The organism is Sphingomonas immobilis (genome assembly GCF_030580995.1).
Classification (GTDB): Bacteria; Pseudomonadota; Alphaproteobacteria; order Sphingomonadales; family Sphingomonadaceae; genus Sphingomonas; species Sphingomonas immobilis.
In genome coordinates this window covers 118225-140258 of record NZ_JAUQSZ010000002.1, presented here as the reverse complement: position 1 = coordinate 140258, position 22034 = coordinate 118225, and the positions used below count along the sequence as shown (strand labels likewise).

Sequence of the window (22034 nt, the reverse complement as noted above, 5' to 3'; positions counted from 1 at the left end):
GCTAGATCCGCTCTCCGGTCAGCCGCTGGCAAAGCATGTCGAGCTGATCGAGCGTCGAGAAGCCCAGGTTGAGCGCCCCGCCCTTCGGCCCGTAGGAAATCCGCACCGACAGGCCGAGCAGATCGCCGAGATGATGTTCGAGTGCGGTCAGATCGGCATCGCGGCTGCCGTCGCCATGCCCGCGGGCCCGCGTCGTATCGGGTTTGGCGGCACGCGCGAGTCGTTCCGTGTCGCGCACCGACAGGCCCTTCGCAACGATCTGGTCGGCCAGCCCTTCGATATCCGCGACGCCGATCAGCGCGCGGGCGTGCCCCATGCTGAGCGACCCATCGACGACACGCTCCTGAACGATTTCGGGCAGATCCAGCAATCGCAGCAGGTTGGCGATATGGCTGCGCGACTTGTGGACGAGCTTTGCCAGCACTTCCTGGGTATGGCCGAAGTCGCCGATAAGCCGGTGATAGGCCTGCGCTTCTTCGATCGCGTTGAGATCCTGCCGCTGGATATTCTCGATCAGCGCGACTTCGAGCGTCTCCGTATCGCTAAAATCCTTAACGATAACAGGGACTTCGTGCAATCTTGCACGCTGCGCCGCGCGCCAGCGGCGTTCGCCCGCCACGATCTGATAGCCCGTGCCGTGCGGGCGCACGACGATCGGCTGGATGAGGCCGCGCATCGCGATCGATTCGGCCAATTCTTCCAGCGCGGCTTCATCGAAATGACGGCGCGGCTGGCCGGGATGCGGCGTGATCGATCCGACCGGCAGCATGCGCACGCCCTGAGCGACCGCTTCCCCTGTCGCATCGACCGGCTGCTCACGCGCCATGTCGCCCATCAGTGCGCCGAGCCCCCGCCCCAGCCCCGCGCGCGGTTTGGGGCGAGAGAGTGGAGTGATGTTGTCGGTCATGCCGCTACCCTCGCCGGCCGTTCCGGCAATCGATTGATGAGTTCACGGGCGAGCGCGATATACGCCTCCGAGCCGGGACAGCGATAATCGTAGATCAACGCCGGCAGGCCATGACTGGGCGCTTCGGACAGCCGCACGTTGCGCGGGATGACGGTGTCGAACACCACTCGGCCAAGCACGGCCCGCACGTCGGCCGACACCTGCTCGGTCAGGCGATTGCGACGGTCGTACATCGTCAATGCAACGCCGATAATCGACAGGCCGGGATTGAATCGTTCGCGGATGCGTTCAACGGTGTTGAGAAGCTGGCTAAGCCCTTCGAGCGCGAAAAATTCGCATTGCAGCGGCACCAGCAGCGAATTCGCCGACACCATCGCGTTGAGAGTCAGCAGGCCAAGCGACGGCGGACAATCGATCAGGATAACGTCCCAGCGCGCTTCGCTCTTGGCGATGGCGCGGCTGAGACGGTGTGTTCGCTCCTCGAATTCGACGAGTTCGATTTCGGCACCCGACAGATCGACCGTAGCGGGCACGATATCGAGCTTCGGCACGGCTGTCGGCATCGCAGCACTCGTGAGCGGCGTCTCGCCCAAGAGAACATCATAGATCGAGGTGCGGCGATCACTGCGGGCGATCCCCAGGCCGGTCGATGCGTTTCCTTGCGGATCGATATCGAGCAGCAGGACGCGCAGGCCGGTCGCGGCGAGCGCCGTGCCGAGGTTAATCGCGGTCGTCGTCTTACCGACTCCGCCCTTCTGATTGGCGACCGCAATTACTTGCATCTGCGCGCGACTCCCCGGGCCACCACGATCTGCGAAGCTGGATTGGTGATGCTCTGTTCCACGTGAAACACACCATGCCATGCGCGCTCGGCGTTTGCCACCTCTTCATGCGCCGACTGTCCCTTGGGAAGAAGCCAGAGCGTGTTCGATGTGGAACAGGGTAAGGCCGCGTCGAGGAGCGTCGGCAAGGCGGCGACGGCCCGGGCCGAAATGACCTGAGCCGCATTACGAACGGATTCGATACGGCATGCATGAACGACGACACGGCTGCCGATGCCAAGCGCCGCGGCGGCATCGACAAGAAAGGCGGCGCGTTTCGCTCGCGGCTCGACCAAATGGACGCTGCGTTCGGTCAGGGCCGCGACCACCAAACCGGGAAAGCCGGCACCGCTGCCGATATCCAACCACATGCCCGGCGCATCTCGAGCGAGCAATATGAGTTGTGCAGAATCGACGAGATGGCGCGACCAGATTTCCGGTATCGTCGAGGCGGCGATGAGATTTTGGCGAGCGGATTCCGCAATGACGATTTGCGCGATTTGCTGAAGTTTGGCGACGCCTGCGTCACCGAATTGGCCGTGAACCCAGGCCCGTGCCTCGTCCTCGATCATGCTGCGCGCTTTGCGTGAAGCAGAATGGCAGCGAGCGCCACCGGTGTAACTCCTCGCACGCGACCCGCCTGTCCCAACGTCAGCGGTCTCGCAGCACTCAGACGTTCGACCATTTCGCTCGACAGGCCAGGTATCGTCGCGAAGTCGAGCGATGGTGAAAGCGCGGTCCCGTCATTCGCGCGGAGTGTCGCGACCTCGCTCTCCTGACGCAGGATGTAGGGGGCGTAGCGCGCGTCTTCGACGGCTTCCGCCAATAGGCCGAGATCGAATTCTGCCATCAGATGGGGCGCCACCTGCTCCAGCCCGATATCAGACTGGAGGAGCCATTCCGTGCCGGGGCGCGCATGCGGTGAGGTGATGGTCGCGCCGCGTTCTCGCAAAGTCGCGGGCGCGACCGGCTCTGCCAAACGTTGCGCAATCTCGTTGCGAAACCGAGTCCGCTCATGAAATCGCTGTCGACGTAGCGGACCCAGGCACCCCACGGCATCGGCGATCGGGGTCAGGCGCGTTTCCGCGTTGTCAGCGCGCAATCTCAGACGGTATTCCGCACGGGCAGTGAGCATCCGATAGGGTTCGGTCACACCCTGAAGGACGAGGTCGTCGATCATGACGCCAAGATAGCTGCTGGCACGATCGAGCACGACCGGCGGGAGGCCAAGCGCCCTTCCAGCCGCGTTGAGGCCCGCGACCAGCCCCTGCCCCGCGGCTTCCTCATAGCCAGTCGTGCCGTTGATCTGTCCAGCGCAAAACAAACCGCTTATCGCGCGCAGCTCGAGTGTCGCATCAAGGGCGCGTGGATCGACATAGTCATACTCGACCGCATAGCCGGGGGTAATGATCCGCGCGCGTTCGAGCCCCGGGATCGATGCGATCATCCCCGCCTGCACATCGACCGGCAGCGACGTGGAGATGCCGTTTGGATAAATGACATGATCGTCCAGACCCTCGGGCTCGAGGAATATCTGATGCCCGTCGCGATCGCCGAACCGGTGGATCTTGTCCTCGATGGAGGGACAATAGCGCGGTCCCTGCCCGGCGATCGCGCCGCCAAACAGCGGCGAGCGATCGAGCCCGGCGCGAATGATCGCGTGTGTTTCCGGCGTTGTGCGGGTGATGGCGCAGTGCAGTTGTGGAAGATGCCGCCCGAGTGTGAGTGGCGACATCGTCCAGAGCTCGTCGTCGCTGGGCTGCTCCTCGAGGATGGCCCAATCAATGGTGCGCCCGTCGAGGCGTGGCGGCGTGCCAGTTTTCAGCCGCGCCATCGGCAGACCGGCCGCCCGGAGCTGACGGCCCAATTCTGTCGCCGCCGACTCGCCTACGCGGCCTCCGACCTCGCGATCCTCCCCACGAAACATGCGCGCGCCAAGAAACGTACCCGTCGCCAGCACAACCGCCGATGCCGCCAACACTCTGCCGTCAGCGAGCGAGACACCCGCTATCGCACCATGGTCGTCATGAATCAGGGCGATCGCCTCCCCCGCCACGATCTCCAGATCCTCTTGTTCCGCCAGCATCTCGCGGATAGCCGCTGCATAGCGTTTTCGGTCGGCCTGGACGCGCGGCCCCTGGACGGCGAGCCCTTTGCTACGATTGAGCATACGATAGTGAATGCCAGCCGCATCGGCGGCGCGGGCGACCAGTCCGTCGAATGCATCGACTTCGCGAACGAGATGCCCCTTGCCGAGCCCACCGATCGCGGGATTGCACGACATGGCGCCGATCTTTTCCGGATCGAAGCTTACCAATGCGGTGCGCGCGCCGCGACGCGCTGCAGCAGCAGCCGCCTCGGTGCCAGCGTGGCCGCCGCCAATCACGATCACATCGAAGGTCATCGCCGATCCGCTATGCCCGCCGCTGCTTTAAGTCAAAACGTTCCACGTGGAACATCACTTGCCGATACAGAATTGTCCGAACAATGCGTCGAGAACCGATTCCACATCAGCCCGTCCAGTCAGGGCGTCAAAAGCGTGGCGTGCCACTCGTATCGCTTCCGCCAGCAACACCATGTCATTTTGGCTAGCACCGTCTCTCAACGCAATCTCTGCATCTGAGATAAGGGCACGTTGGCGAGCGTTGACGGCAATACCATTAGGTAGCGCGCCGATCTCGCCGGCGCGTTCGGCGAGGATTTCCCAAAGCGCTGGAATACCTTCACCGCTGATGGAGGATATCGCCAACGTCGGCCCAACCGGCAGCGCACGGCGCGAAAGCTCGTCGCAGCGCGCGTGCAGCCAGACCGCATTGTCCACCGGCGGTGTCGCGTCGTCGAGCCACAGGAGGATATCGCTCGCCATGATTGCTTCGCGGGCACGATCGATACCGATCCGCTCAACCGCGTCGGTCGCATCGTGAAGCCCGGCGGTATCGGTCAACACATAGGCGACCCCCGCCCGCATGATCGGCGCCTCGACCCGGTCACGGGTTGTACCTGCTTGCGGCGAAACGATCGCGACATCGCGATCCGCGAGGCGGTTTATCAAGCTCGACTTCCCGCTGTTCGGCGGACCGGCGATCACCACCCGAACCCCGTCACGCAATCGCTCGATCGCGGGGGCGCTCGATACGACGGCAAGCTCATCGCACATGCGTGCGATGGCAGCCGAGAGATGCGCAGCAACATCTTCGGGAACATCGTCCTCGTCCGAGAAATCGAGTGCGGCTTCGACCTGCGCCGCCGCCTGCACGAGCTGGTCGTTCCAACGCTCGATACGTCGGCGCAATCCACCCTCCGAAATCGACACAGCCGCGCGGCGCTGGGTCTCGGTCTCGGCGATGAGCAACTCGCCCAGCCCTTCCGCTCCGGTCAAATCGATCCTGCCATGGAACAACGCGCGACGGGTAAACTCGCCCGGCTCGGCCTGGCGTAAGCCTGGAAACTCCGCCAACGCCGACTCGACGGCGCGGATCGTCGCCCGTCCGCCGTGGATATGCAATTCGACAAGATCCTCGCCCGTCGCCGTCGCCGGCCCCGGAAAGACCAGTACAATTGCGCGATCAAGCAGCAGGCCGTCCGCGCCGCGGAGCGCCCGCAGCGCGGCGCGGCGCGGCGGCGGTATTTCGCCACAGAGGCGCTTGGCCGCCGCCAGCGCCATCAATCCACTGATCCGCACAATCGCGATCGCGGCAGGCGCGGTGCCGCTCGACACCGCAAAAATCGTGTCCACTATTTGCCCGCGGACTCGAACAGTTTCCGCCAGAAGGTCATGCCGGCGTCGCCCATCGGCGCCCAACTCTTCATGAGGTTTTCCATCACCTCGGAAGAGACATTACCGTTCATGGAATCCTTCAACGTTTCTATATACTTGTCATGAAGCGGCGTGAAATCGGGAAGGCCCATCACGCGGCGCGCCTCATCGGGCGTACACTCGATATCGACATTGATCTTCATGGCCGTCTCCGCTCGTTCGCACCTCTATGCGCGCGACCGGGCCCTGACCGCAACTAGCGGAAGAAGAGCAGGAGACCCGCTTCGTGATCGACAATACCGTGATAAATCATCGATCCGGCGACGTAGAGGATCACCAGCAGTCCGAGATACGCGATCCAGCGATAGCGCTCGATCAGCTTGGCGATGAAGTTTGCCGCAACGGCCATCAGCGCGACCGACAGGATCAGGCCGAACAGGAGCACCGTGGGGTGATCTCGCGCCGCGCCCGCGACGGCGAGGACATTGTCGAGGCTCATCGAAAGATCGGCGATGGCGACCTGGATCGCGGCCTGCAGCAGCGTGCGCGGTGGTTTTCCACCGACGCCCGTTTCGTCATGCGCCGCGTCGGACGCACGCAGCTCGCGATAGAGCTTCCACGCCACCCACAGCAGCAGGAGCCCGCCGGCGAACAGCAGGCCGGTGATCTGGAGAAGCTGCGTCGCGACCACCGCGAAGGCGACGCGCAGCACCATCGCGACACCGATGCCGATGGCGAGCACCTGCTTGCGTTGCTTCGGCGGGAGCCCGGCCGCGAGCGTGCCGAGCACGACGGCATTGTCGCCCGCGAGCATCAGGTCGATCATGATGACCTGGCCAAGCGTCGCGAGACCGGCGGGAGTGAGAACGTCGGCGAGGTTGAGCATACGCGCGGCCTAACGCTTTAGTGCAGCTAAAGCGAGGCTGAAGCGCGCATCGGCATGGTTCTTAGAGTTCCGAGCGGTCACGGGCAAAGCCAGTTGCAGGTCGGTCATTCCCCGGCATGATCTACGCAATGCGGGGCATTGCGTACCTGCAAATCGTCGGCCGGGCTTTCGCCCGCCGGCCGAGCCGGAGCGAGCCTTGCCGCACATGCGGCAAGCCGCTCTCGACTACTGATTCATACTGTCGAAGAAGTCCTCGTTGGTCTTCGAGTTCTTCATCTTGTCGAGCAGGAACTCCATCGAGTCGATCGTGCCCATCTGCATGAGGATGCGGCGCAGCACCCACATCTTGGAGAGCTTGCCCTGATCGACCAGCAACTCTTCCTTGCGCGTGCCGGACTTGCCGACGTCGAGTGCCGGGAAGATGCGCTTGTCGGCGACCTTGCGGTCGAGAACGATTTCCGAGTTACCGGTGCCCTTGAACTCTTCGAAGATGACCTCGTCCATGCGGCTGCCGGTGTCGATCAGCGCGGTCGCGATGATCGAGAGCGAGCCGCCCTCCTCGATGTTGCGGGCGGCACCGAAGAAGCGCTTCGGCCGCTGCAGCGCGTTGGCATCGACGCCGCCGGTCAGCACCTTGCCCGACGACGGCACGACGGTGTTGTAAGCGCGGCCAAGGCGGGTGATCGAATCGAGCAGGATCACGACATCCTTCTTGTGCTCAACCAGGCGCTTGGCCTTTTCGATCACCATCTCGGCGACCTGCACGTGGCGCGTGGCAGGCTCGTCGAAGGTCGAGGAGACAACCTCGCCCTTTACCGAGCGCTGCATGTCGGTGACTTCCTCGGGGCGCTCGTCGATGAGCAGCACGATCAGGAAGACCTCGGGATGATTGTCGGTGATCGCCTTGGCGATGTTCTGCAGCATGACCGTCTTGCCGACGCGCGGCGGCGCGACGATCAGCGTGCGCTGGCCCTTGCCCTGCGGCGAAACGATATCGATGACGCGCGCCGACTTGTCCTTGACGGTCGGGTCGAGCGGATCGAGCGTGAGCTTCTGCTCGGGATAGAGCGGCGTGAGGTTGTCGAAGTTGACGCGGTGGCGCACCGCATCAGGATCGTCGAAATTGACGGCGGTGAGCTTCACCAGCGCGAAATAGCGCTCGCCGTCCTTGGGACCGCGGATTTCGCCTTCGACCGTGTCGCCGGTGCGCAGGCCGAACTTACGAACCTGGTTGGGCGAGATGTAGATGTCGTCGGGGCCGGCGAGATAATTCGCCTCGGGGCTGCGCAGGAAGCCGAAGCCGTCGGGCAGCACCTCGATCGTGCCGAGGCCCATGATCTGCTCACCATTCTCGGCCTGAACCTTGAGGATCGCGAACATCAGATCCTGCTTGCGCAGCGTCGAAGCGCTTTCGATGCCGAGCCCTTCGGCCATTTCGACCAGTTCGGCCGGTTTCTTGTTCTTGAGGTCTTTGAGATGCATTTCGGGCGTCCGGTGCAGGATTTTGTATGGAAAAGGTCTGGCGTCGGCCGGCGCTGAAAACGCGCCACGATGCTGGAGGGAGGATGCCGCCACACGATCGCCGACGAGGCGTCGCGCGTGCTAACATTATCTCGGGAGCTAAGTCCGGCTTAGCGTCAAGTCAAGTCAGAAGGGGCGGACGATCACCAGGATGACGATCAGCGTCACGAGGATCGCGGGGACTTCGTTGATCATCCTCAACGCCTTGCCGGACAAGCGCGGTTTCCCGGCTGCAAGTTTCTTCGCATAACCGACGGCCCAGCCGTGATAGCCGCTGAGGATCACGACCAGCGCCAGCTTGGCATGCAGCCAGCCGAGCCCTTCCACGCCTGAGAACAGACCGGCGTTCGCCGCCAGCATGAGCCCCAGAATCCAGACGATCGCCATCGAGGGATTTAGGATGATCTTGCGCAGCTTGGTCTCACGCTCGACCCACTTCGCTTCCTCGGCCGAATTGCCGAGCGCCTCCTGATGATAGACGAGGTAGCGCGGCAGCAGGAACAGTCCCGCCATCCAGAAGATCACGAAGATGACGTGCGCCGCCTTCGCCCAGAGATAGGCATTGCCGAGGAAATTCATCAGGCGCTCCGTACCAAGGCCAGCAATTGCTCGACATGCGCGATCGGCGTGTCCTGCTGAATGCCGTGGCCAAGGTTGAAGACATGGGGGCGATCCGCGAAGGCGGCAAGGATGCGCGACACCGCGCCTTCGAGCTCCGCGCCGCCGGCGATCAGCGCGAGCGGATCGAGATTGCCCTGCACCGGCAACCCCTCCGGCAGGCTCGCCGCCGCCCAGACGGGATCGACCGTCTCGTCCACGCCGACCGCATCGACACCGGTCTCGCGGGCGTAAGCGGGCAGTTTGCCGCCCGCGCCCTTGGGGAAGCCGATGACCGGCAGGCCGGGCCAGCGGTCACGCAAGGCGGAGACGATCGCGGCATTGGGCGCGATCACCCAGCGTTCGAATTGCGCCGGGGAAAGACTACCGGCCCAGCTGTCGAACAATTGCACCGCCTCGACTCCCGCGGCGGCCTGCGCGGCGAGATAGTCGACGGTCCACGCGATGATCGCGTCGATCAGCGCCTGCATCGCCTGCGTGTCCGCATAAGCGTAGCGGCGGGCCTCGGCCTGCTCGCGGCTGCCTTGCCCGGCGATCATGTAGGTCGCTACCGTCCAGGGAGAGCCGGCAAAGCCGAGGAAGGTAGTCTCTGAGGGCAATGCCGCCTTCACTCGCTCCACGGTGCGGTAGACCGGCTCCAGACGCGCGCGATCGGGCTGCAGCGCGGACAGGGCATGGTCGACCAGCGCCGGCGCCAGGCGCGGCCCCTCGCCCACCCCGAAGCTGAGATCCTGCCCCATCGCCCAGGGCACCATCAGAATGTCGGAGAACAGGATCGCCCCGTCGAAGCCGAAACGACGTATCGGCTGCAAAGTTACCTCCGCCGCCGTTTCGGGATCGGTCGCCAGCGCCAGGAAACCGCCCTTCTCTGCCCGCAGCGCGCGATACTCCGGCAGATAGCGCCCGGCCTGACGCATCAGCCACACCGGCGGGGTCGTCTGCTTCTCGCCGCGCAGGGTCTGCAGGAGCGGCTTAGGAACGGGGGTTTCGCTCGGAATCGGAACTGCCCTTCTACTAATAAGAAGAATCTAAAAAGGATGTTGTAGTGGTTGGCGCGTTGATCGCGGGGCTTATGCGTCCGTCCCGGAAATGCCAACAGCTTGACGTGCGGTCCTTAAGGGATTCCCCGGAGTCGGGTGCGTCGTCCCCGGTATCCACAGGATGTTGACGGAACCGGGCAATGTGCGCGGAATTGTGGGCAAGTCCGACGTTATCGACACGCGCATCCGGCTTTGCGAGGGGGTGCGAGTTGCGCTAGCGCTTGCCCCCATGTTTTCCACAGACCCGTGCCGATAATGCGGCTGCACCTCCATCTGCTGTCGGATTCGACGGGCGAGACGCTGGAGAACATCGCCAAGGCGGCGCTGGCGCAATATGACGACGTCGAGACGATCCGCCACTTCTGGCCGATGATCCGCACCGAGGGGCATCTCGAGCGCATCCTGCAGGAAATCGCGCAGAATCCGGGGCTCGTGCTGTTCACGCTGGTCAACAGCGAGACGCGGCGCAACCTGGAGACGCGGTGCCGTGCGCTCGGCCTGCCCGCGATCGCGCCGCTCGATGCGGTGACGGGAGCGCTGTCGGGGCTGCTCGGGCAGCAGGCGAAGGCGCGGCCCGGGCGGCAGCATGTTCTCGACGCCGCCTATTTCGCGCGCGTCGAGGCGATCCAGTTCACCATCGCGCATGACGACGGGCTCGGCTCCGAGGATTGGGAGGAGGCCGATATCGTACTGGCGGGCGTGTCGCGCTCGTCCAAGACGCCGACCTCGATCTATCTCGCCAATCGCGGCTTCAAGACCGCCAACATCCCGATCGTGGTCGAGAGTCCGCCGCCGCCGGTGCTGTTTTCGCTCAAGCATCCGCTCGTCGTCGGCCTCACGACCAGTGCGGACCGGCTGATCCAAGTGCGCCGCAACCGCCTGCTCTCGCTCAACCAGGCGCCGGAGACCGCCTATGTCGATCAGGAATCGGTGACGCGCGAGGTCGCGTTCGCGCGCCGGATGTTCGCCGACAACGGCTGGCCGGTGATCGACGTGACGCGGCGCTCGATCGAGGAGACGGCGGCGGCGATCATCGCGCTGGTGACGGAAAGGCTGGAGGCATGAGGTTCGTGCTGGCCTCGAAGAGCGCGTCGCGCCGGGCGATGCTGACCGACGCCGGGGTGCCGTTCGAGGCGGTTGCGGCGAATGTCGACGAGGAATCGGCCAAGGAGGGTTTCCGCGCGCAGGGTGTCGCTCCGCGCGATCTTGCCGATGCTCTCGCCGAACTGAAGGCGGTGCGCGGTTCGTCGCGCGACCCGGAGGCGCTGGTGCTGGGCAGCGACTCGCTCGTCGCGCTCGCTGACGGCACCGTCCTCGACAAGCCGGTCTCTCGCGAGGATGCGGCGGCGCATCTGAAAGCGATGTCGGGCGGCGTCCATGACATCTGGAGCGCGGCGGTGATCGCGCATGGCGGCGCGCCGGTCTGGCGTCATGTCGAACGCGCGCGGCTGCATGTACGCCCGCTGTCCTACAGCTTCATCGATCGCTATCTTGATGCCGAGTGGCCCGCGATCGCCGGCTGCGTGGGGTGTTTCAGGATCGAGGGGCCGGGCGTGCAATTGTTCGCGAAGATCGAGGGGAGCCACTTCACCGTGCTCGGCCTGCCGCTGCTCCCGGTGCTCGACTATCTGCGCGTTCGCGGTGTGCTTGAAGGCTGAGATGGTGCCGATCAGTGTGACCTTAGTGTGACTTTCCGGATATCGAATTCATGAGCAAGCCCTTTGCCGAAGTGATCGGCGATCCGATCGCACATTCCAAATCGCCGCTGATTCACAATTTCTGGATCGACGCGCTCGGACTTGAGGCGGACTATCGCCGCGCGCATGTGAAGCCCGAGCAACTGACGGAGTATCTGGCGCAGGCGCGGGCCGATCCCGACTGGCGCGGGTGCAACATTACGATCCCGCACAAGGTCGCGGTGCTCGATCTCGTCGACGATCCCGGCGGCGTGCGCGGGTCCATCGGCGCGATGAACACGATCCTGCGTCAGGGCGACACGGTGATCGGCACCAACACCGATGCTGCCGGCTTCTGGTCGCCGATCGCCGACGCCGATCTGGCGGGCAAGCCGGTGGTGGTGATCGGCGCGGGCGGCGCGGCGCGCGCGGTGCTGTTCGCGCTGGCGCGGGCGGGTGTCGGGCCGGTGACGATCCTCAACCGCAACGTGCTGAAGGCGGCGGCGTTGCTTTCGTCGTTCGGGCTCAAGGGCAAGGCGTTGCCGCTGGCGAGCACCCTCCCCGCCGCCGCGCTCGTCGTCAACACCAGCGCGCTCGGCATGACCGGCCAGCCGCCGCTGGAGATCGACCTGTCGCCGTTGCCCGAGAACGCCATCGTCTACGATATCGTCTACGCGCCGCTGGAGACGCCGCTACTCGCGCAGGCCGATGCGCGCGGGCTAGAGACGGTCGACGGGCTGGAGATGCTGGTCGGCCAGGCGGCGCTGGCGTTCGAACTGTTCTTCGGCGTCGCCCCGCCGCGCGACCGCGACGACGCATTGCGCGATCTGTTGATCGCATGATCAAGATCGGGCTGACCGGATCGATCGGCATGGGCAAGTCGACCGTCGCGGCGATGTTCGCGGCGGCAGGCGTGCCGGTGTTCGATGCCGACGCGGCGGTGCATCTTTTGCAGGGCCCCGACGGCAGACTCGTCGCGGCGATCGAGGCGGCATTTCCTGGCACGACGGGTCCGGGCGGCGTCGACCGGCAGGCGCTGGGCAAGGCGGTGCTGGGAGACGATGCCGCGATGAAGCGGCTGGAGGCGATCGTGCATCCGGCGGTCGGCGCGGAGCGTCGTGCCTTTCTCGAACGCCATGCCGATGCGCCGGTCATCGTCTTCGACGTGCCGCTGCTGTTCGAAACCGGCGGCGAGCGCGGGGTGGACAAGATCGTCGTCGTCTCCGCCCCGCCCGAGGTGCAGCGCGCGCGCGTCCTCACCCGGCCGGGCATGAGCGCGGAGAAATTCGACGCCATCCTCGCCCGGCAGATGCCCAATGACGCCAAGGCGGCGCGCGCTGATTTCGTGATCCCGACCGGCGGTTCGATTGCCGAAACCGAGGCCGCGGTCGCTGCGGTGATCGCTTGCCTCACGACTCCGGAAGCCCGATAATCGCACGATGCGCGAGATCATCTTCGATACCGAAACCACCGGCTTCAGCTTCAAGGACGGCGACCGCATGGTCGAGATCGGCTGCGTCGAACTGGTCAACAAGGTCGAGACCGGGCGCACCTTCCACGCCTATTTCCATCCCGAGCGGACGATGCCGCCCGAGGCGCAGCGCGTTCACGGCCTCAGCGACGCCTTCCTCTCCGACAAGCCGCTTTTCGGCGCGTCGGCGCAAGACCTGCTCGACTTCCTCGGCGATGCGCCGCTGGTCGCGCACAATGCCGGCTTCGACTTCGGTTTCCTCAACGGCGAGCTCGGCCGCTGCGGCCATCTTCCGGTCGGGATGCACCGTATGGTCGACACGATCGTGCTGGCGCGCGCGAAGCATCCTGGTGCCAAGCACAGCCTCGATGCGCTGTGTTCGCGCTACGGCATCGATCGCAGCGCACGCACGTTTCACGGCGCGCTCCTCGATGCGCAGTTGCTGTCGCAGGTCTATGTCGAGCTGACCGGCGGGCGGCAGATCGGACTCGGCCTGGTCGCCGAACGCGTTGAAACGGTGGTGACGACGGTCGAACGGGTGTCGGCGCCGATCGTGGTGCGCCCCGCGCGCAGTTTCGCCCCCAGCGAGGAAGAGCGCGAGCGCCACGCCGCGTTCCTCAAGACTGTAACGAATCCTCTCTGGGCCGAAGCCTCCGCTTGACCTCCCCATAGCGAGGGGCCTAGCCTCAAGGGCCGCTCTCTAAAGGAGACTGCGCTATGGATATCCGGGTTTCGGGCCATCAGGTCGCCACCGGCGACGCTCTCAAGCTCCGTGTCGATGAACGCTTGCAAGGCATCGCCACCAAATATTTTGCCCGCGCGATATCGGCGCAGGTTACGTTCGGCAAAGGCCCGCACGACAATGGGTTCACCTGCGATATCGTCGCGCATGTCATGCAGGGGCTGGTGCTGAAGGGCACTAACACCGGCATGGACGCCAACGGTGCCTTCGACGGCGTCGCCGACAAGATCGAGAAGCAGCTGCGGCGCTATATGAGCCGCCTCAAGGACCGCCATTCGGCCAACGGCAACGGCGCCGCGGCAGAGGGCGATGCAGGCGTGATCGACAACGCGGGCTATACCGTTTTCCAGGATCACGAGGAGGAGGTCGAAAGCGACTTCCCGCTCATCATCGCCGAAACGCGAGTCGATGTGCCGGACGCTTCGGTGTCGGACGCGGTGATGATGCTGGATCTGCGCAACACCACCGCCCTTCTCTTCCGCAATGCCGGATCGGGCGCGTATAATATGGTCTATCGGCGGGGAGACGGTACGATCGGATGGGTGGAGCCCCACCGCGCCTAATAGCCCAGCGCGAGCTATCGCTCGGCTTCATTCAGGATTATGCGCGTCGCCGCGACTCCACGCGGCGACTCAGGGATCAAAATGTCCGACCTCAGCGATCTGCTGCTTCCAGATGCCGTCCTGTCCCGCGTCGCCGCCTCCGCCAAGAAGCCGCTTTTCCAGCAGATCGGCGCGACGGCCGCGAACGTCTACGGACTCGACGCGGCGGTGGTGAGCGAGGCGCTCGCCGCGCGCGAGAAGCTCGGCTCAACCGGCTTTGGCGGCGGTGTCGCCACGCCGCACGGCAAGATCGCTGGATTGCCGCGCGTGATGGGCGTGTTCGCGACGCTGGCGCAACCGATCGAGTTCGACGCGGTCGATGATCTTCCCGTCGACCTGGTCTTCGCACTGCTCTCGCCGGTGGAGGCGGGGTCCGCGCATCTGAAGGCACTTGCGCAGGTTTCGCGCGCTCTGCGGGATCGCAATTTCCTCGCAAAGCTGCGGGGTACGGGCTCGCCCGACGCCCTTTTCGCCCTGTTTTCCGCAGACGAGAATCGTGACGCTGCCTGAACAGCCCGCGGCGCAGGGGGAAGCTGCGCACTTCCGTGCGCTGGAGCATCTCTATGCGGCTGCGCCGATCAACCGCCTGTTCGATTCGGCGCTGGAAATCCCCGAAGCCGGCTTTGCGCGGATTCGCTTCAGGATCGACGAACGCTATTTTCACGCCGGCGGCGCGGCGCATGGCACGAGCTATTTCAAGATGCTCGACGATGCGGCCTTTTATGCCGCCAACAGCCTCGTCACCGATCGCTTTCTGCTGACGACCGCGTTCAACCTGCTGCTGACGAAGCCGTTGCGTGCCGGGCCAGTCACCGCCGAGGGGCGCTGGGTGAGTGGACAGCGGCGCGTGTTCGTCGCCGAGGCGCGACTGATCGACGCGGAGGGCGAGGAGGCAGCGCGCGGAACGGGAACGTTCATGCGCTCGCGCATCGCATTGGCGGGATTGCCCGGTTACGCGCCACAGGCATGAGCGACCGGCTGCCGACGGGCGTTCTGGTTGGCGCGTTGCTGCGGCGCGCGAACGATGCCGGTGGCATGGCGATGGTGCTTGCCCGGGGTGACGACCAAGCGGGATCGATGTTGCTGATCCTGCGCGAGAAATGGGCATTCGTGGGCATGGCGGAGCCGGGTCGCAATCTCGACGGAGCGGCGATCCTTACGCGCGTTGGGCCGGACGAATCGGCTGATGCGCCGACGATCGACGACTATTGGAAACGCCGCCGCGCGCGCGACCCTGATCTGTGGGTGATCGAACTCGACATCCCGTCTGCAGAACGATTCGCCGCAGAAACAATATTTGGTGGTTGACCCGAACCGGCCATACCAGCAGACGCGCGCGGTCTTTATCGCGTTGTGCCAGTCGAGGTGCGATCTCGTTGGTTACGCAGTCGGGGGTTGTCCGTTCTACATGCTGCTGAGGTAGCCTGTCGTCTCGCGCACCACCGCATTTTAGTCGGTTGAATGTCGTTTTTCGAACGTGTCGCAACGGTTGCGACGATTACTCTCGGCCTTCTGGCCTCTGCCGGCGCGAGCACGCCGGGCTTCGCCAAGGAACTGGATCGGACTGCAAACGCAGCAACTGTTCAGATCGTTCCCCAGGCCACTGAAATTCCTTCCGTTCCCGCCGAAAAGCCTGCCGTCGCCGAGATTGCGACCGGTGATGGCGATGACACCGAAGATTATGATTCCTTGCAGCAGGCAATCGCCGCGCATCAGGATCGTACCGGACAGAGCGACGAACTCACCTGCCTTGCCGGAGCGATCTACTTCGAAGCCAAGGGCGAACCGCTGAGCGGGCAGCTCGCGGTCGGCGAAGTGATCCTCAACCGCACGAAGTCCGGTCGCTTCCCGCGCTCGGTCTGCTCGGTGGTGACGCAGCCCGGCCAGTTCGCCTTCGTGCGCGGCGGCCAGGTGCCCGCGATCGCACCGAACAGCCAGTATCGCACCGCCCTGGCGGTCGCCCGCGTCGCGCTGGCCGATGCGTGGGACAGCCCGGCGCCCGACGCGCTCTATTTCCATGCGCGTCGCGTCGCGCCGAAATGGGGCCGCGCTACCGTCGCCGCGATCGGCAATCACGTTTTCTATCGTTGAGCATTGCCGGGAACGGGTTTGACCTGTTCGCATAATGTTCTATTATTCGGGGGATGAGCCTGTCGTCCCCCGTTTCCTGTGCCGATCCGGCGTTAGCGCCGCTGTGCGCGGCCGAGGTCGCGCGCGGCACGATGCGGATGTTGCTGCGCCACGATCTTGTCGCGATCGGCGAAGTGCCGCTCGATGGCGGCCGCCGCGCCGATCTCATGGCGCTCGATTCGCGCGGAAATGTCGTCATCGTCGAGATCAAGGTGTCGCGCGCCGATATGCTCGGCGATGCGAAATGGACCGATTATCTCGCCTGTTGCGATCGCTTCTATTGGGCGGTGCCGGCCGGGTTCGATTTCTCGCCGTTGCACGGGGAGGCGTTTCTGCCGGCGCGGACCGGCATCATCGTCGCCGATCGCTATGACGCCGCGATCGTGCGCGAGGCGCATACCGAGCCGCTTTCGGCGGCGGTGCGCAAGCGCGTGACCTTGGGCTTCGGCCGACGCGCGGCGCGAAGGCTGACGGCGCTGATCGACCCCGAGGCCGAAGCGCTGAGTTAGAGCTTGGGCCCGGAGACCGCGCGGCGCGGCTTCTTGGGCGTCTCCTCTATCAGCTTGGCGATCGCGGGTGAGCGCACGTCCTGCTTGGCATAGTCGCGCGCCGACATGCCCGCGAGCATGTCGGCCTGATCGGGATCGGCACCGAGCGACAGCAGGATGCGCACCATCGACAGATCGCGTTTCTGCACGGCGCGGATCAGCGGGGTCTCGCCGCTTGAATTGGCGAGATTGACGTTCGCCCCGCCCTTCTGAAGGATCTCGATGATGTCGCCGCGGCCATTGCCCGCCGCGATCAGCATCGCCGTGTCGCCCTTGCCGTCGCGCAGATTGGTGTCGGCGCCGTTCGCGATCAGATAATTGAGATAGGCGACGTCGTTGCGCCGGGTGACGATATGAATCGCGCCCTCCCCGTTGCCGCGATCGCGCGTATTGACGATCTGCGAGCCGGGTTTCGACAGCGTGGCGATCACCTCGTCGTTCTTCGAGTCGCGGATCGCCTGCAGGAATTTGTAGCCCTCCGACTGGCCGAGCTGTGCGGTGGCCGGAGCCGCGCCGAGTGCGAGGAGGAGGGCGATGGTGATGGGAAAGGTACGAGCAATCATCTGGAAGTAGCGCCCCTTTGCCTTGGTCTGGCTTGCTTGTGTGGCGCTATCAGATCATGGCTGGCAACACCATGAACGAGATTTCGCGCGCCCGATTTGCGCCGCTTGCCGCTTTACTGATCGCCCTGCTTCCGCTCGCCTGTTCGCCCGGCGCTCCGCCCGAGCGGCCGCCGCTGGAAGGGGCGACGATCGGCGGGCCGTTCGCGCTGACCGACCAGAACGGCCGCGCCGTGACCGATGCGAGTTTCGCCGGCAAATACCGTGTCATGTATTTCGGCTACACCTTCTGCCCCGATGTCTGCCCGATCGATATGCAGGTGCTGGGCGCGGGCCTGCGCCAGTTCGAGGCGAAGGATCCTGCGCGCGGCGCCAAGGTGGTGCCGGTGTTCATAACGGTCGATCCCGCGCGGGACACGCCGGCGGTCCTCAAGGAGTATGTGAAGGCGTTTCATCCGCGCATGGTCGGCCTGACCGGCTCGGCGGCGGCGGTCGACAAGGCCGCGAGCGCGTACAAGGTGATCTACAGGAAGGGGGAAACCACGCCCGGTGGCGGCTACCTCGTCGAGCATAGTCGCATCGCCTATCTGATGGACCCGGCGGGCAAGCCGCTGGCGCTGTTGCCGGTCGACGAGAATCCCGATGCCGTCGCGCGCGAACTGGCGCGCTGGACGCGATGAGCGCGCGCTTCTGGGAAGATACGCCGATCGAGAAGCTCGACCGTGCGCAGTGGGAGGCGCTGTGCGACGGTTGCGGCAAATGCTGCATCCACAAGCTGGAGGATGAGGAAACCGGCGAGTTGTTCCCGACCAACGTGTCGTGCCGCCTGCTCGACCGGGCGACGGCGCTCTGTTCCGACTACAAGCACCGCCATGCCTTCGTCAGCGACTGCGTGCGGCTCGACCGCAACAATGTCCACGGGATCGAGTGGCTACCCTCGACCTGCGCGTACCGCCTGCGCGCCGAGGACCGGCAATTGCCCGAATGGCATTATCTGGTGTGCGGCGACCGCGAGGCGGTACACCGCGCGGGGCAATCGGTGCGCGGCTGGACGATATCGGAGGATGATGCCGGCGAGCTGGAGCATCACATCGTCGAGCGGGAGTTGTGAGCGAAGACATCGAGGTCGTCCGCAATGCCCGCGCGCGCAAGGCGCGGCTGTCGGTCGATCCGGTGAGCGGGCGGGTGCGGCTCACGCTGCCGCCGCGCGCGGCGTTGAAGAAGGCGCTGCTCTGGGCGGCGGAGCATCAGCCCTGGATCGAGGCGCAGCGGGCGCGCCTGCCGCAGCCTAAGCCGTTCGCGCCGGGGGCGGTGATCCCGATCGGCGATGCGCAGGTCACGATCGACTGGGACGCCGCGCGGCCGCGCAAGGTGGCGCTGATGGGCGACCGGCTCGTGTGTGGCGGACCGGCCGAGGGCCTGTCGCGGCGGATCGAACTCTGGCTGCGGCGCGCGGCACTGGATTTGCTGAGCGAGGAAACCATCGCCTGCGCAGACCGCGCCGGGGTTACGGTCGCGGGCGTATCGGTCGGCGATCCCAAGGGCCGCTGGGGGAGCTGCGCGTCGAGCGGGGCGATCCGGTATAGCTGGCGGTTGCTGCTGGCACCGGTTTTCGTGCGGCGATCGACGGTCGCGCACGAGGTCGCGCATCGTGTGCATATGAACCACGGCCCCGCCTTTCATGCGCTGGCGGCGGAGTTGGACGAGAATGATCCGGCGGCATCGCGCGCGTGGCTGCGCCGCAACGGCGCGGCTCTGCACTGGATCGGGCGGACAGAGCACGCGAGAGTTAGACCTGGGTTGACAGATTGACACCTGAATCGAAACTGTAAGGGTCGATCGTTTCCAAATTTGTACCGATCGGGTGCGAAAGGTCACATTAAAGTCACACTGATCCGCACCTGTGGCCAGCCGGCGCGGGATCGACGAGCGGGTGTCGGGCACCGACGATGGGAAAGAGCGACCGCGAGAATACGCTTAGCACCGGCTGTAGGACAGCGCGATTTTCCGGGGACGCGCTTTAAGGATTCGCGCGCGGCTGATTGCGATCGGGCAACGGCGTCGGCGCTGCGCCGGGACGGTCGCGCGGCGTGACCGGCCGCCCCGCCGATGGCGGGTTGCTATCGCGGCCGGTCATGCGGTCGATCCAGCTCTGGTCGAGCTTTTCCGGCTTGGGCCGTGGCGTTTCGTCGGGCGCGACGGTGCCGTCGCCGATCGGATTGCCGTCGGGATCGACGCGCTGGCCGCGGTCGCTCGCCTGCGGCACGCCGCCATCGCCGGCGGGGTTGCCGTCGGGATCGACGAACACGCCGTTGTCGGGCCCGCCGAAATAGGATTCCTCATCCGGTTCGACCTGCCAGTCTGGTAGCGTCACCTTGGTGTCGAACTGTTCGACCGGGCGCTTGGCGACGGCTACTGCCATGAAATCATGGAAGGCGCGCGCCGGGGCGGTGCCGCCGTGCAGGCCGGGGATCGGCTTGGCGTCGTCGCGGCCCATCCACACGCCGGTGGTCAGCCCGCTGGAGAAGCCCAGGAACCAGCCGTCCTTGGTCGAGGTGGTCGTGCCGGTCTTGCCCGCGACGGGACGGCCGATCTGCGCGGCCTTGCCGGTGCCGGTCGCGACCGCGGTCTGCAACAGATCGGTCATCTGCGCGGCGACATAGGGCGCGACGAGGACGTGGCTGGTATCGACCGTCTGCGAATAGATCGTCTCGCCGCCGGCCGTCACCTTGGTGATGCCGTAGGGGGTGACGGCGACGCCCTTGTTGCCGACGCTGGCAAAGGCGCGCGTCATGTCGATCAGCCGCACGTCGGAGGTGCCGAGCACCATCGACGGATGCGTGTTGACGGGCGTGGTGATGCCGAAGCGCTTCGCCATGTCCGCAACGGTCGCGAAGCCGACCTCCTGCCCCAGCTTCGCCGCGACGGTGTTGAGCGAGAAGGCGAAGGCGGTGCGCAAGGAGACCGCGCCGGAATTGCGCCGCGAATCGTTGCGCGGGCTCCAGCCGTCGATCGTCACCGGCTCGTCGACGATCGAATCGTCGGGCTTGTGACCGGCTTCGAGCGCGGCGAGATAGACGAACAGCTTGAACGAGGAGCCCGGCTGGCGGACGGCGGTCGTCGCGCGGTTGTAGTTGGATGAAACATAGTCCGTCCCGCCCACCATCGCGCGCACCGCGCCGTCGCGGTCGATGGCGACGAGCGCGCCCTGTGCGCCGTTGGGGGCGTTGGCGCGCACGGCGGTATCGGCGGCGCGCTGCATGCCGAGATCGAGCGTCGTCCACACTTCGAGCGGGCGGTTGGGTTCGTCGATCAGCATTTCGAGCTGGGGCAGTGCCCAGTCGGTGAAATAGCGCACGCTGTTCTGCTTGGGTTCGGGCGCGAGCGTCACCGCCTTGGGATTGGCGCTGGCGGCTTCCTCCGGCGTGATCGCGCCGGTTTCGCGCATCAGCCCGATGACCACGCCGGCGCGACCGATCGCCGCCTCTGCATCGGCAGTGGGCGAGTAGACCGAGGGCGCCTTGACGAGGCCGGCGATGACGGCGGCCTCGGCCAGCGAGAGGTGATCGGCGCCGTGGCCGAAGAATTTGCGGCTCGCGGCATCGACGCCGTAGGCGCCGCCGCCGAAATAGACCTTGTTGAGGTACAGTTCGAGGATCTGATCCTTGCTGAACTTGCGTTCGAGCGCGAGCGCGATGATCGCCTCGCGCGCCTTGCGGCCCCAGTTGACGCGGTTCGACAGGAAGATCGTGCGGGCGACCTGCTGCGTGATCGTGGACGCGCCCTGCTGGCGCTTGCCCTTGCCGCGGTTGACGATGCCGAGCTCGACCGCGCGCGCGAGACCGATCGGATCGATGCCGGGATGCGAGCGGAAGCGGCGATCCTCGACCGAGACCATCGCGTCGCGCATCACCTGCGGGATGCGATCGTAGGACAGCCAGTCGCCGTAGCTTGGGCCCAGCGAGACGATGACGGTGCCATCGGCGGCGTGGACGCGGATCATCTGGCCGTTGGGCGAGGATTTTAGCTGATCGTAGCTCGGCAGTTGCGCCATCGTCAGATAGACGGTGGTGGCGAGCGCGATGAAGGCGACCGCGCCGAGGCCGAGGCAGATCTGCAGCGCGAGGACGAGCCGCCTGCGCCAGCGCGGCTTGGACGACGCCGTCGATGCAGACCGGGACGACCGGGAAGAGGGCTTGGAGGATCGGGCCATGCGCTAGGCGTTTGCGGATACGCGGTTAACCGCGCCCGAACAAGCGTTCAGCATGTCGAGAAACCAAGGAGATTCAGCTGCGCGGTTTGAAATCGAGGCTGAGCGAATTCATGCAATAGCGCAGGCCCGTCGGCGGCGGGCCATCCGGGAAGACGTGGCCGAGATGGCCGTCGCACACCGCGCAGCGCGCCTCGGTGCGGGTCATGCCGTGGCTGGTGTCGCTGTGTTCGACCACCACCTCCGCGCTGATCGGCTGGGTGAAGCTGGGCCAGCCCGAGCCCGAATCATATTTGTCGGCACTGTCGAACAAGGGCGTCGCGCAACCGCCGCAGCGATAGATGCCGTCGGCCTTGTTGTCGTTGTAGCGGCCGGTAAAGGCGCGTTCCGTCCCCGCCTCACGCAGGACGTGATACGCCTCCGGGCTCAGCCGCTTGCGCCATTCGGCTTCGGAGAGGGTGAGATGTTCCATATGCGTGCGCTTCCCCTGGGGGCCCCGAGTCCGGGGCCCGAGTCCGTCAAGACGCTAGCACGCGATGCGCCGC

27 protein-coding genes are annotated in these 22034 nt (G+C 65.4%); 14 read left to right on the top strand and 13 right to left on the bottom strand.

All coding sequences use genetic code 11. The annotated features are described in order from the left end of the window. Position 1 precedes the first annotated feature (1 nt). The 10 genes from Q5H94_RS03680 to hemE form a co-directional block, all read right to left on the bottom strand. The gene (locus Q5H94_RS03680; RefSeq protein WP_304559874.1) at positions 2–907 is read right to left on the bottom strand and encodes a ParB/RepB/Spo0J family partition protein; all 906 of its coding nucleotides are present in this window, start codon (positions 905–907) and stop codon (positions 2–4) included. Beyond that, the gene (locus tag Q5H94_RS03675) at positions 904–1689 is read right to left on the bottom strand and encodes a ParA family protein (protein ID WP_304559873.1); all 786 of its coding nucleotides are present in this window, start codon (positions 1687–1689) and stop codon (positions 904–906) included. The genes Q5H94_RS03680 and Q5H94_RS03675 overlap by 4 nt, the downstream gene beginning before the upstream one ends. Beyond that, the gene (gene rsmG, locus Q5H94_RS03670; protein WP_304559872.1) at positions 1680–2300 is read right to left on the bottom strand and encodes a 16S rRNA (guanine(527)-N(7))-methyltransferase RsmG; all 621 of its coding nucleotides are present in this window, start codon (positions 2298–2300) and stop codon (positions 1680–1682) included. Before rsmG ends, Q5H94_RS03675 begins: the two co-directional genes overlap by 10 nt. Further along, the gene (gene mnmG, locus Q5H94_RS03665) at positions 2297–4132 is read right to left on the bottom strand and encodes a tRNA uridine-5-carboxymethylaminomethyl(34) synthesis enzyme MnmG (RefSeq protein WP_304559871.1); all 1836 of its coding nucleotides are present in this window, start codon (positions 4130–4132) and stop codon (positions 2297–2299) included. Before mnmG ends, rsmG begins: the two co-directional genes overlap by 4 nt. 54 nt (positions 4133–4186) lie before the next feature. Continuing rightward, complete coding sequence (gene mnmE / locus Q5H94_RS03660) at positions 4187–5467, bottom strand: tRNA uridine-5-carboxymethylaminomethyl(34) synthesis GTPase MnmE (protein WP_304560155.1); 1281 nt, start codon at positions 5465–5467, stop codon at positions 4187–4189. After that, the gene (locus tag Q5H94_RS03655; protein WP_304559870.1) at positions 5464–5688 is read right to left on the bottom strand and encodes a DUF6489 family protein; all 225 of its coding nucleotides are present in this window, start codon (positions 5686–5688) and stop codon (positions 5464–5466) included. The genes mnmE and Q5H94_RS03655 overlap by 4 nt, the downstream gene beginning before the upstream one ends. A gap of 53 nt (positions 5689–5741) precedes the next feature. Then, positions 5742–6371, bottom strand: a complete 630-nt coding sequence (locus Q5H94_RS03650) for a TerC family protein (protein WP_304559869.1) — start codon at positions 6369–6371, stop codon at positions 5742–5744. A gap of 225 nt (positions 6372–6596) precedes the next feature. Further along, positions 6597–7853 (bottom strand): transcription termination factor Rho, encoded by a 1257-nt coding sequence (gene rho, locus Q5H94_RS03645; RefSeq protein WP_304559868.1) that lies wholly within the window; start codon positions 7851–7853, stop codon positions 6597–6599. A 165-nt stretch (positions 7854–8018) separates the two neighbouring features. Then, positions 8019–8471, bottom strand: a complete 453-nt coding sequence (locus Q5H94_RS03640; protein ID WP_304559867.1) for a CopD family protein — start codon at positions 8469–8471, stop codon at positions 8019–8021. After that, on the bottom strand, positions 8471–9508 hold the full coding sequence (gene hemE, locus Q5H94_RS03635) for a uroporphyrinogen decarboxylase (RefSeq protein ID WP_304560154.1): 1038 nt from the start codon (positions 9506–9508) through the stop codon (positions 8471–8473). The genes Q5H94_RS03640 and hemE overlap by 1 nt, the downstream gene beginning before the upstream one ends. A 297-nt stretch (positions 9509–9805) precedes the next feature. Here hemE and Q5H94_RS03630 point away from each other — a divergent pair, with 297 nt between their 5' ends. The 11 genes from Q5H94_RS03630 (at position 9806) to Q5H94_RS03580 (ending at position 16680) form a co-directional block, all read left to right on the top strand. After that, positions 9806–10615: a pyruvate, water dikinase regulatory protein gene (locus Q5H94_RS03630; RefSeq protein ID WP_304559866.1), complete on the top strand. Its 810-nt coding sequence runs from the start codon at positions 9806–9808 to the stop codon at positions 10613–10615. Further along, complete coding sequence (locus Q5H94_RS03625) at positions 10612–11208, top strand: Maf family protein (RefSeq protein ID WP_304559865.1); 597 nt, start codon at positions 10612–10614, stop codon at positions 11206–11208. Before Q5H94_RS03630 ends, Q5H94_RS03625 begins: the two co-directional genes overlap by 4 nt. A gap of 50 nt (positions 11209–11258) precedes the next feature. Continuing rightward, on the top strand, positions 11259–12068 hold the full coding sequence (aroE, locus tag Q5H94_RS03620) for a shikimate dehydrogenase (protein ID WP_304559864.1): 810 nt from the start codon (positions 11259–11261) through the stop codon (positions 12066–12068). After that, positions 12065–12658 (top strand): dephospho-CoA kinase, encoded by a 594-nt coding sequence (gene coaE / locus Q5H94_RS03615; protein WP_304559863.1) that lies wholly within the window; start codon positions 12065–12067, stop codon positions 12656–12658. The genes aroE and coaE overlap by 4 nt, the downstream gene beginning before the upstream one ends. Before the next feature lie 7 nt (positions 12659–12665). Then, a complete protein-coding gene (dnaQ, locus tag Q5H94_RS03610) occupies positions 12666–13358 on the top strand; it encodes a DNA polymerase III subunit epsilon (protein WP_304559862.1) in 693 nt (230 codons plus the stop codon). Positions 13359–13414: 56 nt separating this feature from the next. Beyond that, positions 13415–14002, top strand: a complete 588-nt coding sequence (gene hpf, locus Q5H94_RS03605; RefSeq protein WP_304559861.1) for a ribosome hibernation-promoting factor, HPF/YfiA family — start codon at positions 13415–13417, stop codon at positions 14000–14002. 81 nt (positions 14003–14083) lie between these two features. Beyond that, positions 14084–14551: a PTS sugar transporter subunit IIA gene (locus tag Q5H94_RS03600; protein ID WP_304560153.1), complete on the top strand. Its 468-nt coding sequence runs from the start codon at positions 14084–14086 to the stop codon at positions 14549–14551. Further along, on the top strand, positions 14538–15011 hold the full coding sequence (locus tag Q5H94_RS03595; RefSeq protein WP_431312134.1) for a PaaI family thioesterase: 474 nt from the start codon (positions 14538–14540) through the stop codon (positions 15009–15011). Before Q5H94_RS03600 ends, Q5H94_RS03595 begins: the two co-directional genes overlap by 14 nt. Continuing rightward, entirely contained in the window at positions 15008–15349 is a 342-nt protein-coding gene (locus tag Q5H94_RS03590) for a DUF1491 family protein (protein WP_304559860.1), read from the top strand. Before Q5H94_RS03595 ends, Q5H94_RS03590 begins: the two co-directional genes overlap by 4 nt. Before the next feature lie 381 nt (positions 15350–15730). Continuing rightward, positions 15731–16132 (top strand): cell wall hydrolase, encoded by a 402-nt coding sequence (locus tag Q5H94_RS20455; protein WP_341850080.1) that lies wholly within the window; start codon positions 15731–15733, stop codon positions 16130–16132. A 53-nt stretch (positions 16133–16185) separates the two neighbouring features. Next, entirely contained in the window at positions 16186–16680 is a 495-nt protein-coding gene (locus tag Q5H94_RS03580; protein ID WP_304559858.1) for an MmcB family DNA repair protein, read from the top strand. Here the strand turns inward: Q5H94_RS03580 and Q5H94_RS03575 are convergent. After that, entirely contained in the window at positions 16677–17282 is a 606-nt protein-coding gene (locus Q5H94_RS03575) for an ankyrin repeat domain-containing protein (RefSeq protein WP_304559857.1), read from the bottom strand. The two genes, Q5H94_RS03580 and Q5H94_RS03575, sit on opposite strands and share 4 nt — an antisense overlap. A 56-nt stretch (positions 17283–17338) precedes the next feature. Here Q5H94_RS03575 and Q5H94_RS03570 point away from each other — a divergent pair, with 56 nt between their 5' ends. From Q5H94_RS03570 to Q5H94_RS03560, 3 genes are read left to right on the top strand one after another with little or no spacing between them, the layout of a single operon-like run. After that, positions 17339–17959 (top strand): SCO family protein, encoded by a 621-nt coding sequence (locus tag Q5H94_RS03570; protein WP_304559856.1) that lies wholly within the window; start codon positions 17339–17341, stop codon positions 17957–17959. Further along, positions 17956–18390 (top strand): YcgN family cysteine cluster protein, encoded by a 435-nt coding sequence (locus Q5H94_RS03565; RefSeq protein ID WP_304559855.1) that lies wholly within the window; start codon positions 17956–17958, stop codon positions 18388–18390. Before Q5H94_RS03570 ends, Q5H94_RS03565 begins: the two co-directional genes overlap by 4 nt. Continuing rightward, the gene (locus Q5H94_RS03560) at positions 18387–19091 is read left to right on the top strand and encodes a M48 family metallopeptidase (RefSeq protein WP_304559854.1); all 705 of its coding nucleotides are present in this window, start codon (positions 18387–18389) and stop codon (positions 19089–19091) included. Before Q5H94_RS03565 ends, Q5H94_RS03560 begins: the two co-directional genes overlap by 4 nt. 208 nt (positions 19092–19299) lie before the next feature. On the opposite strand, the gene Q5H94_RS03555 is transcribed toward Q5H94_RS03560, so the two are convergent. Together Q5H94_RS03555 and msrB are read right to left on the bottom strand one after the other, a co-directional pair. After that, on the bottom strand, positions 19300–21492 hold the full coding sequence (locus Q5H94_RS03555; protein ID WP_304559853.1) for a transglycosylase domain-containing protein: 2193 nt from the start codon (positions 21490–21492) through the stop codon (positions 19300–19302). 73 nt (positions 21493–21565) lie between these two features. Then, positions 21566–21961, bottom strand: a complete 396-nt coding sequence (msrB, locus tag Q5H94_RS03550; protein WP_304559852.1) for a peptide-methionine (R)-S-oxide reductase MsrB — start codon at positions 21959–21961, stop codon at positions 21566–21568. Positions 21962–22034: the final 73 nt, after the last annotated feature.

Bases quoted from the DNA above. Each gene is read 5' to 3' on its own strand.
- mnmG (WP_304559871.1), bottom strand. From the start codon at position 4,132: ATGACCTTCGATGTGATCGTGATTGGCGGCGGCCACGCTGGCACCGAG.
- Q5H94_RS03650 (WP_304559869.1), bottom strand. From the start codon at position 6,371: ATGCTCAACCTCGCCGACGTTCTCACTCCCGCCGGTCTCGCGACGCTT.
- Q5H94_RS03600 (WP_304560153.1), top strand. From the start codon at position 14,084: ATGTCCGACCTCAGCGATCTGCTGCTTCCAGATGCCGTCCTGTCCCGC.
- Q5H94_RS03580 (WP_304559858.1), top strand. From the start codon at position 16,186: ATGAGCCTGTCGTCCCCCGTTTCCTGTGCCGATCCGGCGTTAGCGCCG.
- rho (WP_304559868.1), bottom strand. From the start codon at position 7,853: ATGCATCTCAAAGACCTCAAGAACAAGAAACCGGCCGAACTGGTCGAA.
- msrB (WP_304559852.1), bottom strand. From the start codon at position 21,961: ATGGAACATCTCACCCTCTCCGAAGCCGAATGGCGCAAGCGGCTGAGC.
- Q5H94_RS03575 (WP_304559857.1), bottom strand. From the start codon at position 17,282: ATGATTGCTCGTACCTTTCCCATCACCATCGCCCTCCTCCTCGCACTC.
- Q5H94_RS03565 (WP_304559855.1), top strand. From the start codon at position 17,956: ATGAGCGCGCGCTTCTGGGAAGATACGCCGATCGAGAAGCTCGACCGT.
- rsmG (WP_304559872.1), bottom strand. From the start codon at position 2,300: ATGATCGAGGACGAGGCACGGGCCTGGGTTCACGGCCAATTCGGTGAC.
- Q5H94_RS03590 (WP_304559860.1), top strand. From the start codon at position 15,008: ATGAGCGACCGGCTGCCGACGGGCGTTCTGGTTGGCGCGTTGCTGCGG.
- Q5H94_RS03655 (WP_304559870.1), bottom strand. From the start codon at position 5,688: ATGAAGATCAATGTCGATATCGAGTGTACGCCCGATGAGGCGCGCCGC.
- aroE (WP_304559864.1), top strand. From the start codon at position 11,259: ATGAGCAAGCCCTTTGCCGAAGTGATCGGCGATCCGATCGCACATTCC.
- Q5H94_RS03675 (WP_304559873.1), bottom strand. From the start codon at position 1,689: ATGCAAGTAATTGCGGTCGCCAATCAGAAGGGCGGAGTCGGTAAGACG.
- Q5H94_RS03630 (WP_304559866.1), top strand. From the start codon at position 9,806: ATGCGGCTGCACCTCCATCTGCTGTCGGATTCGACGGGCGAGACGCTG.
- Q5H94_RS03625 (WP_304559865.1), top strand. From the start codon at position 10,612: ATGAGGTTCGTGCTGGCCTCGAAGAGCGCGTCGCGCCGGGCGATGCTG.
- coaE (WP_304559863.1), top strand. From the start codon at position 12,065: ATGATCAAGATCGGGCTGACCGGATCGATCGGCATGGGCAAGTCGACC.
- Q5H94_RS03640 (WP_304559867.1), bottom strand. From the start codon at position 8,471: ATGAATTTCCTCGGCAATGCCTATCTCTGGGCGAAGGCGGCGCACGTC.
- hpf (WP_304559861.1), top strand. From the start codon at position 13,415: ATGGATATCCGGGTTTCGGGCCATCAGGTCGCCACCGGCGACGCTCTC.
- dnaQ (WP_304559862.1), top strand. From the start codon at position 12,666: ATGCGCGAGATCATCTTCGATACCGAAACCACCGGCTTCAGCTTCAAG.
- Q5H94_RS03680 (WP_304559874.1), bottom strand. From the start codon at position 907: ATGACCGACAACATCACTCCACTCTCTCGCCCCAAACCGCGCGCGGGG.
- Q5H94_RS03570 (WP_304559856.1), top strand. From the start codon at position 17,339: ATGGCTGGCAACACCATGAACGAGATTTCGCGCGCCCGATTTGCGCCG.
- Q5H94_RS03555 (WP_304559853.1), bottom strand. From the start codon at position 21,492: ATGGCCCGATCCTCCAAGCCCTCTTCCCGGTCGTCCCGGTCTGCATCG.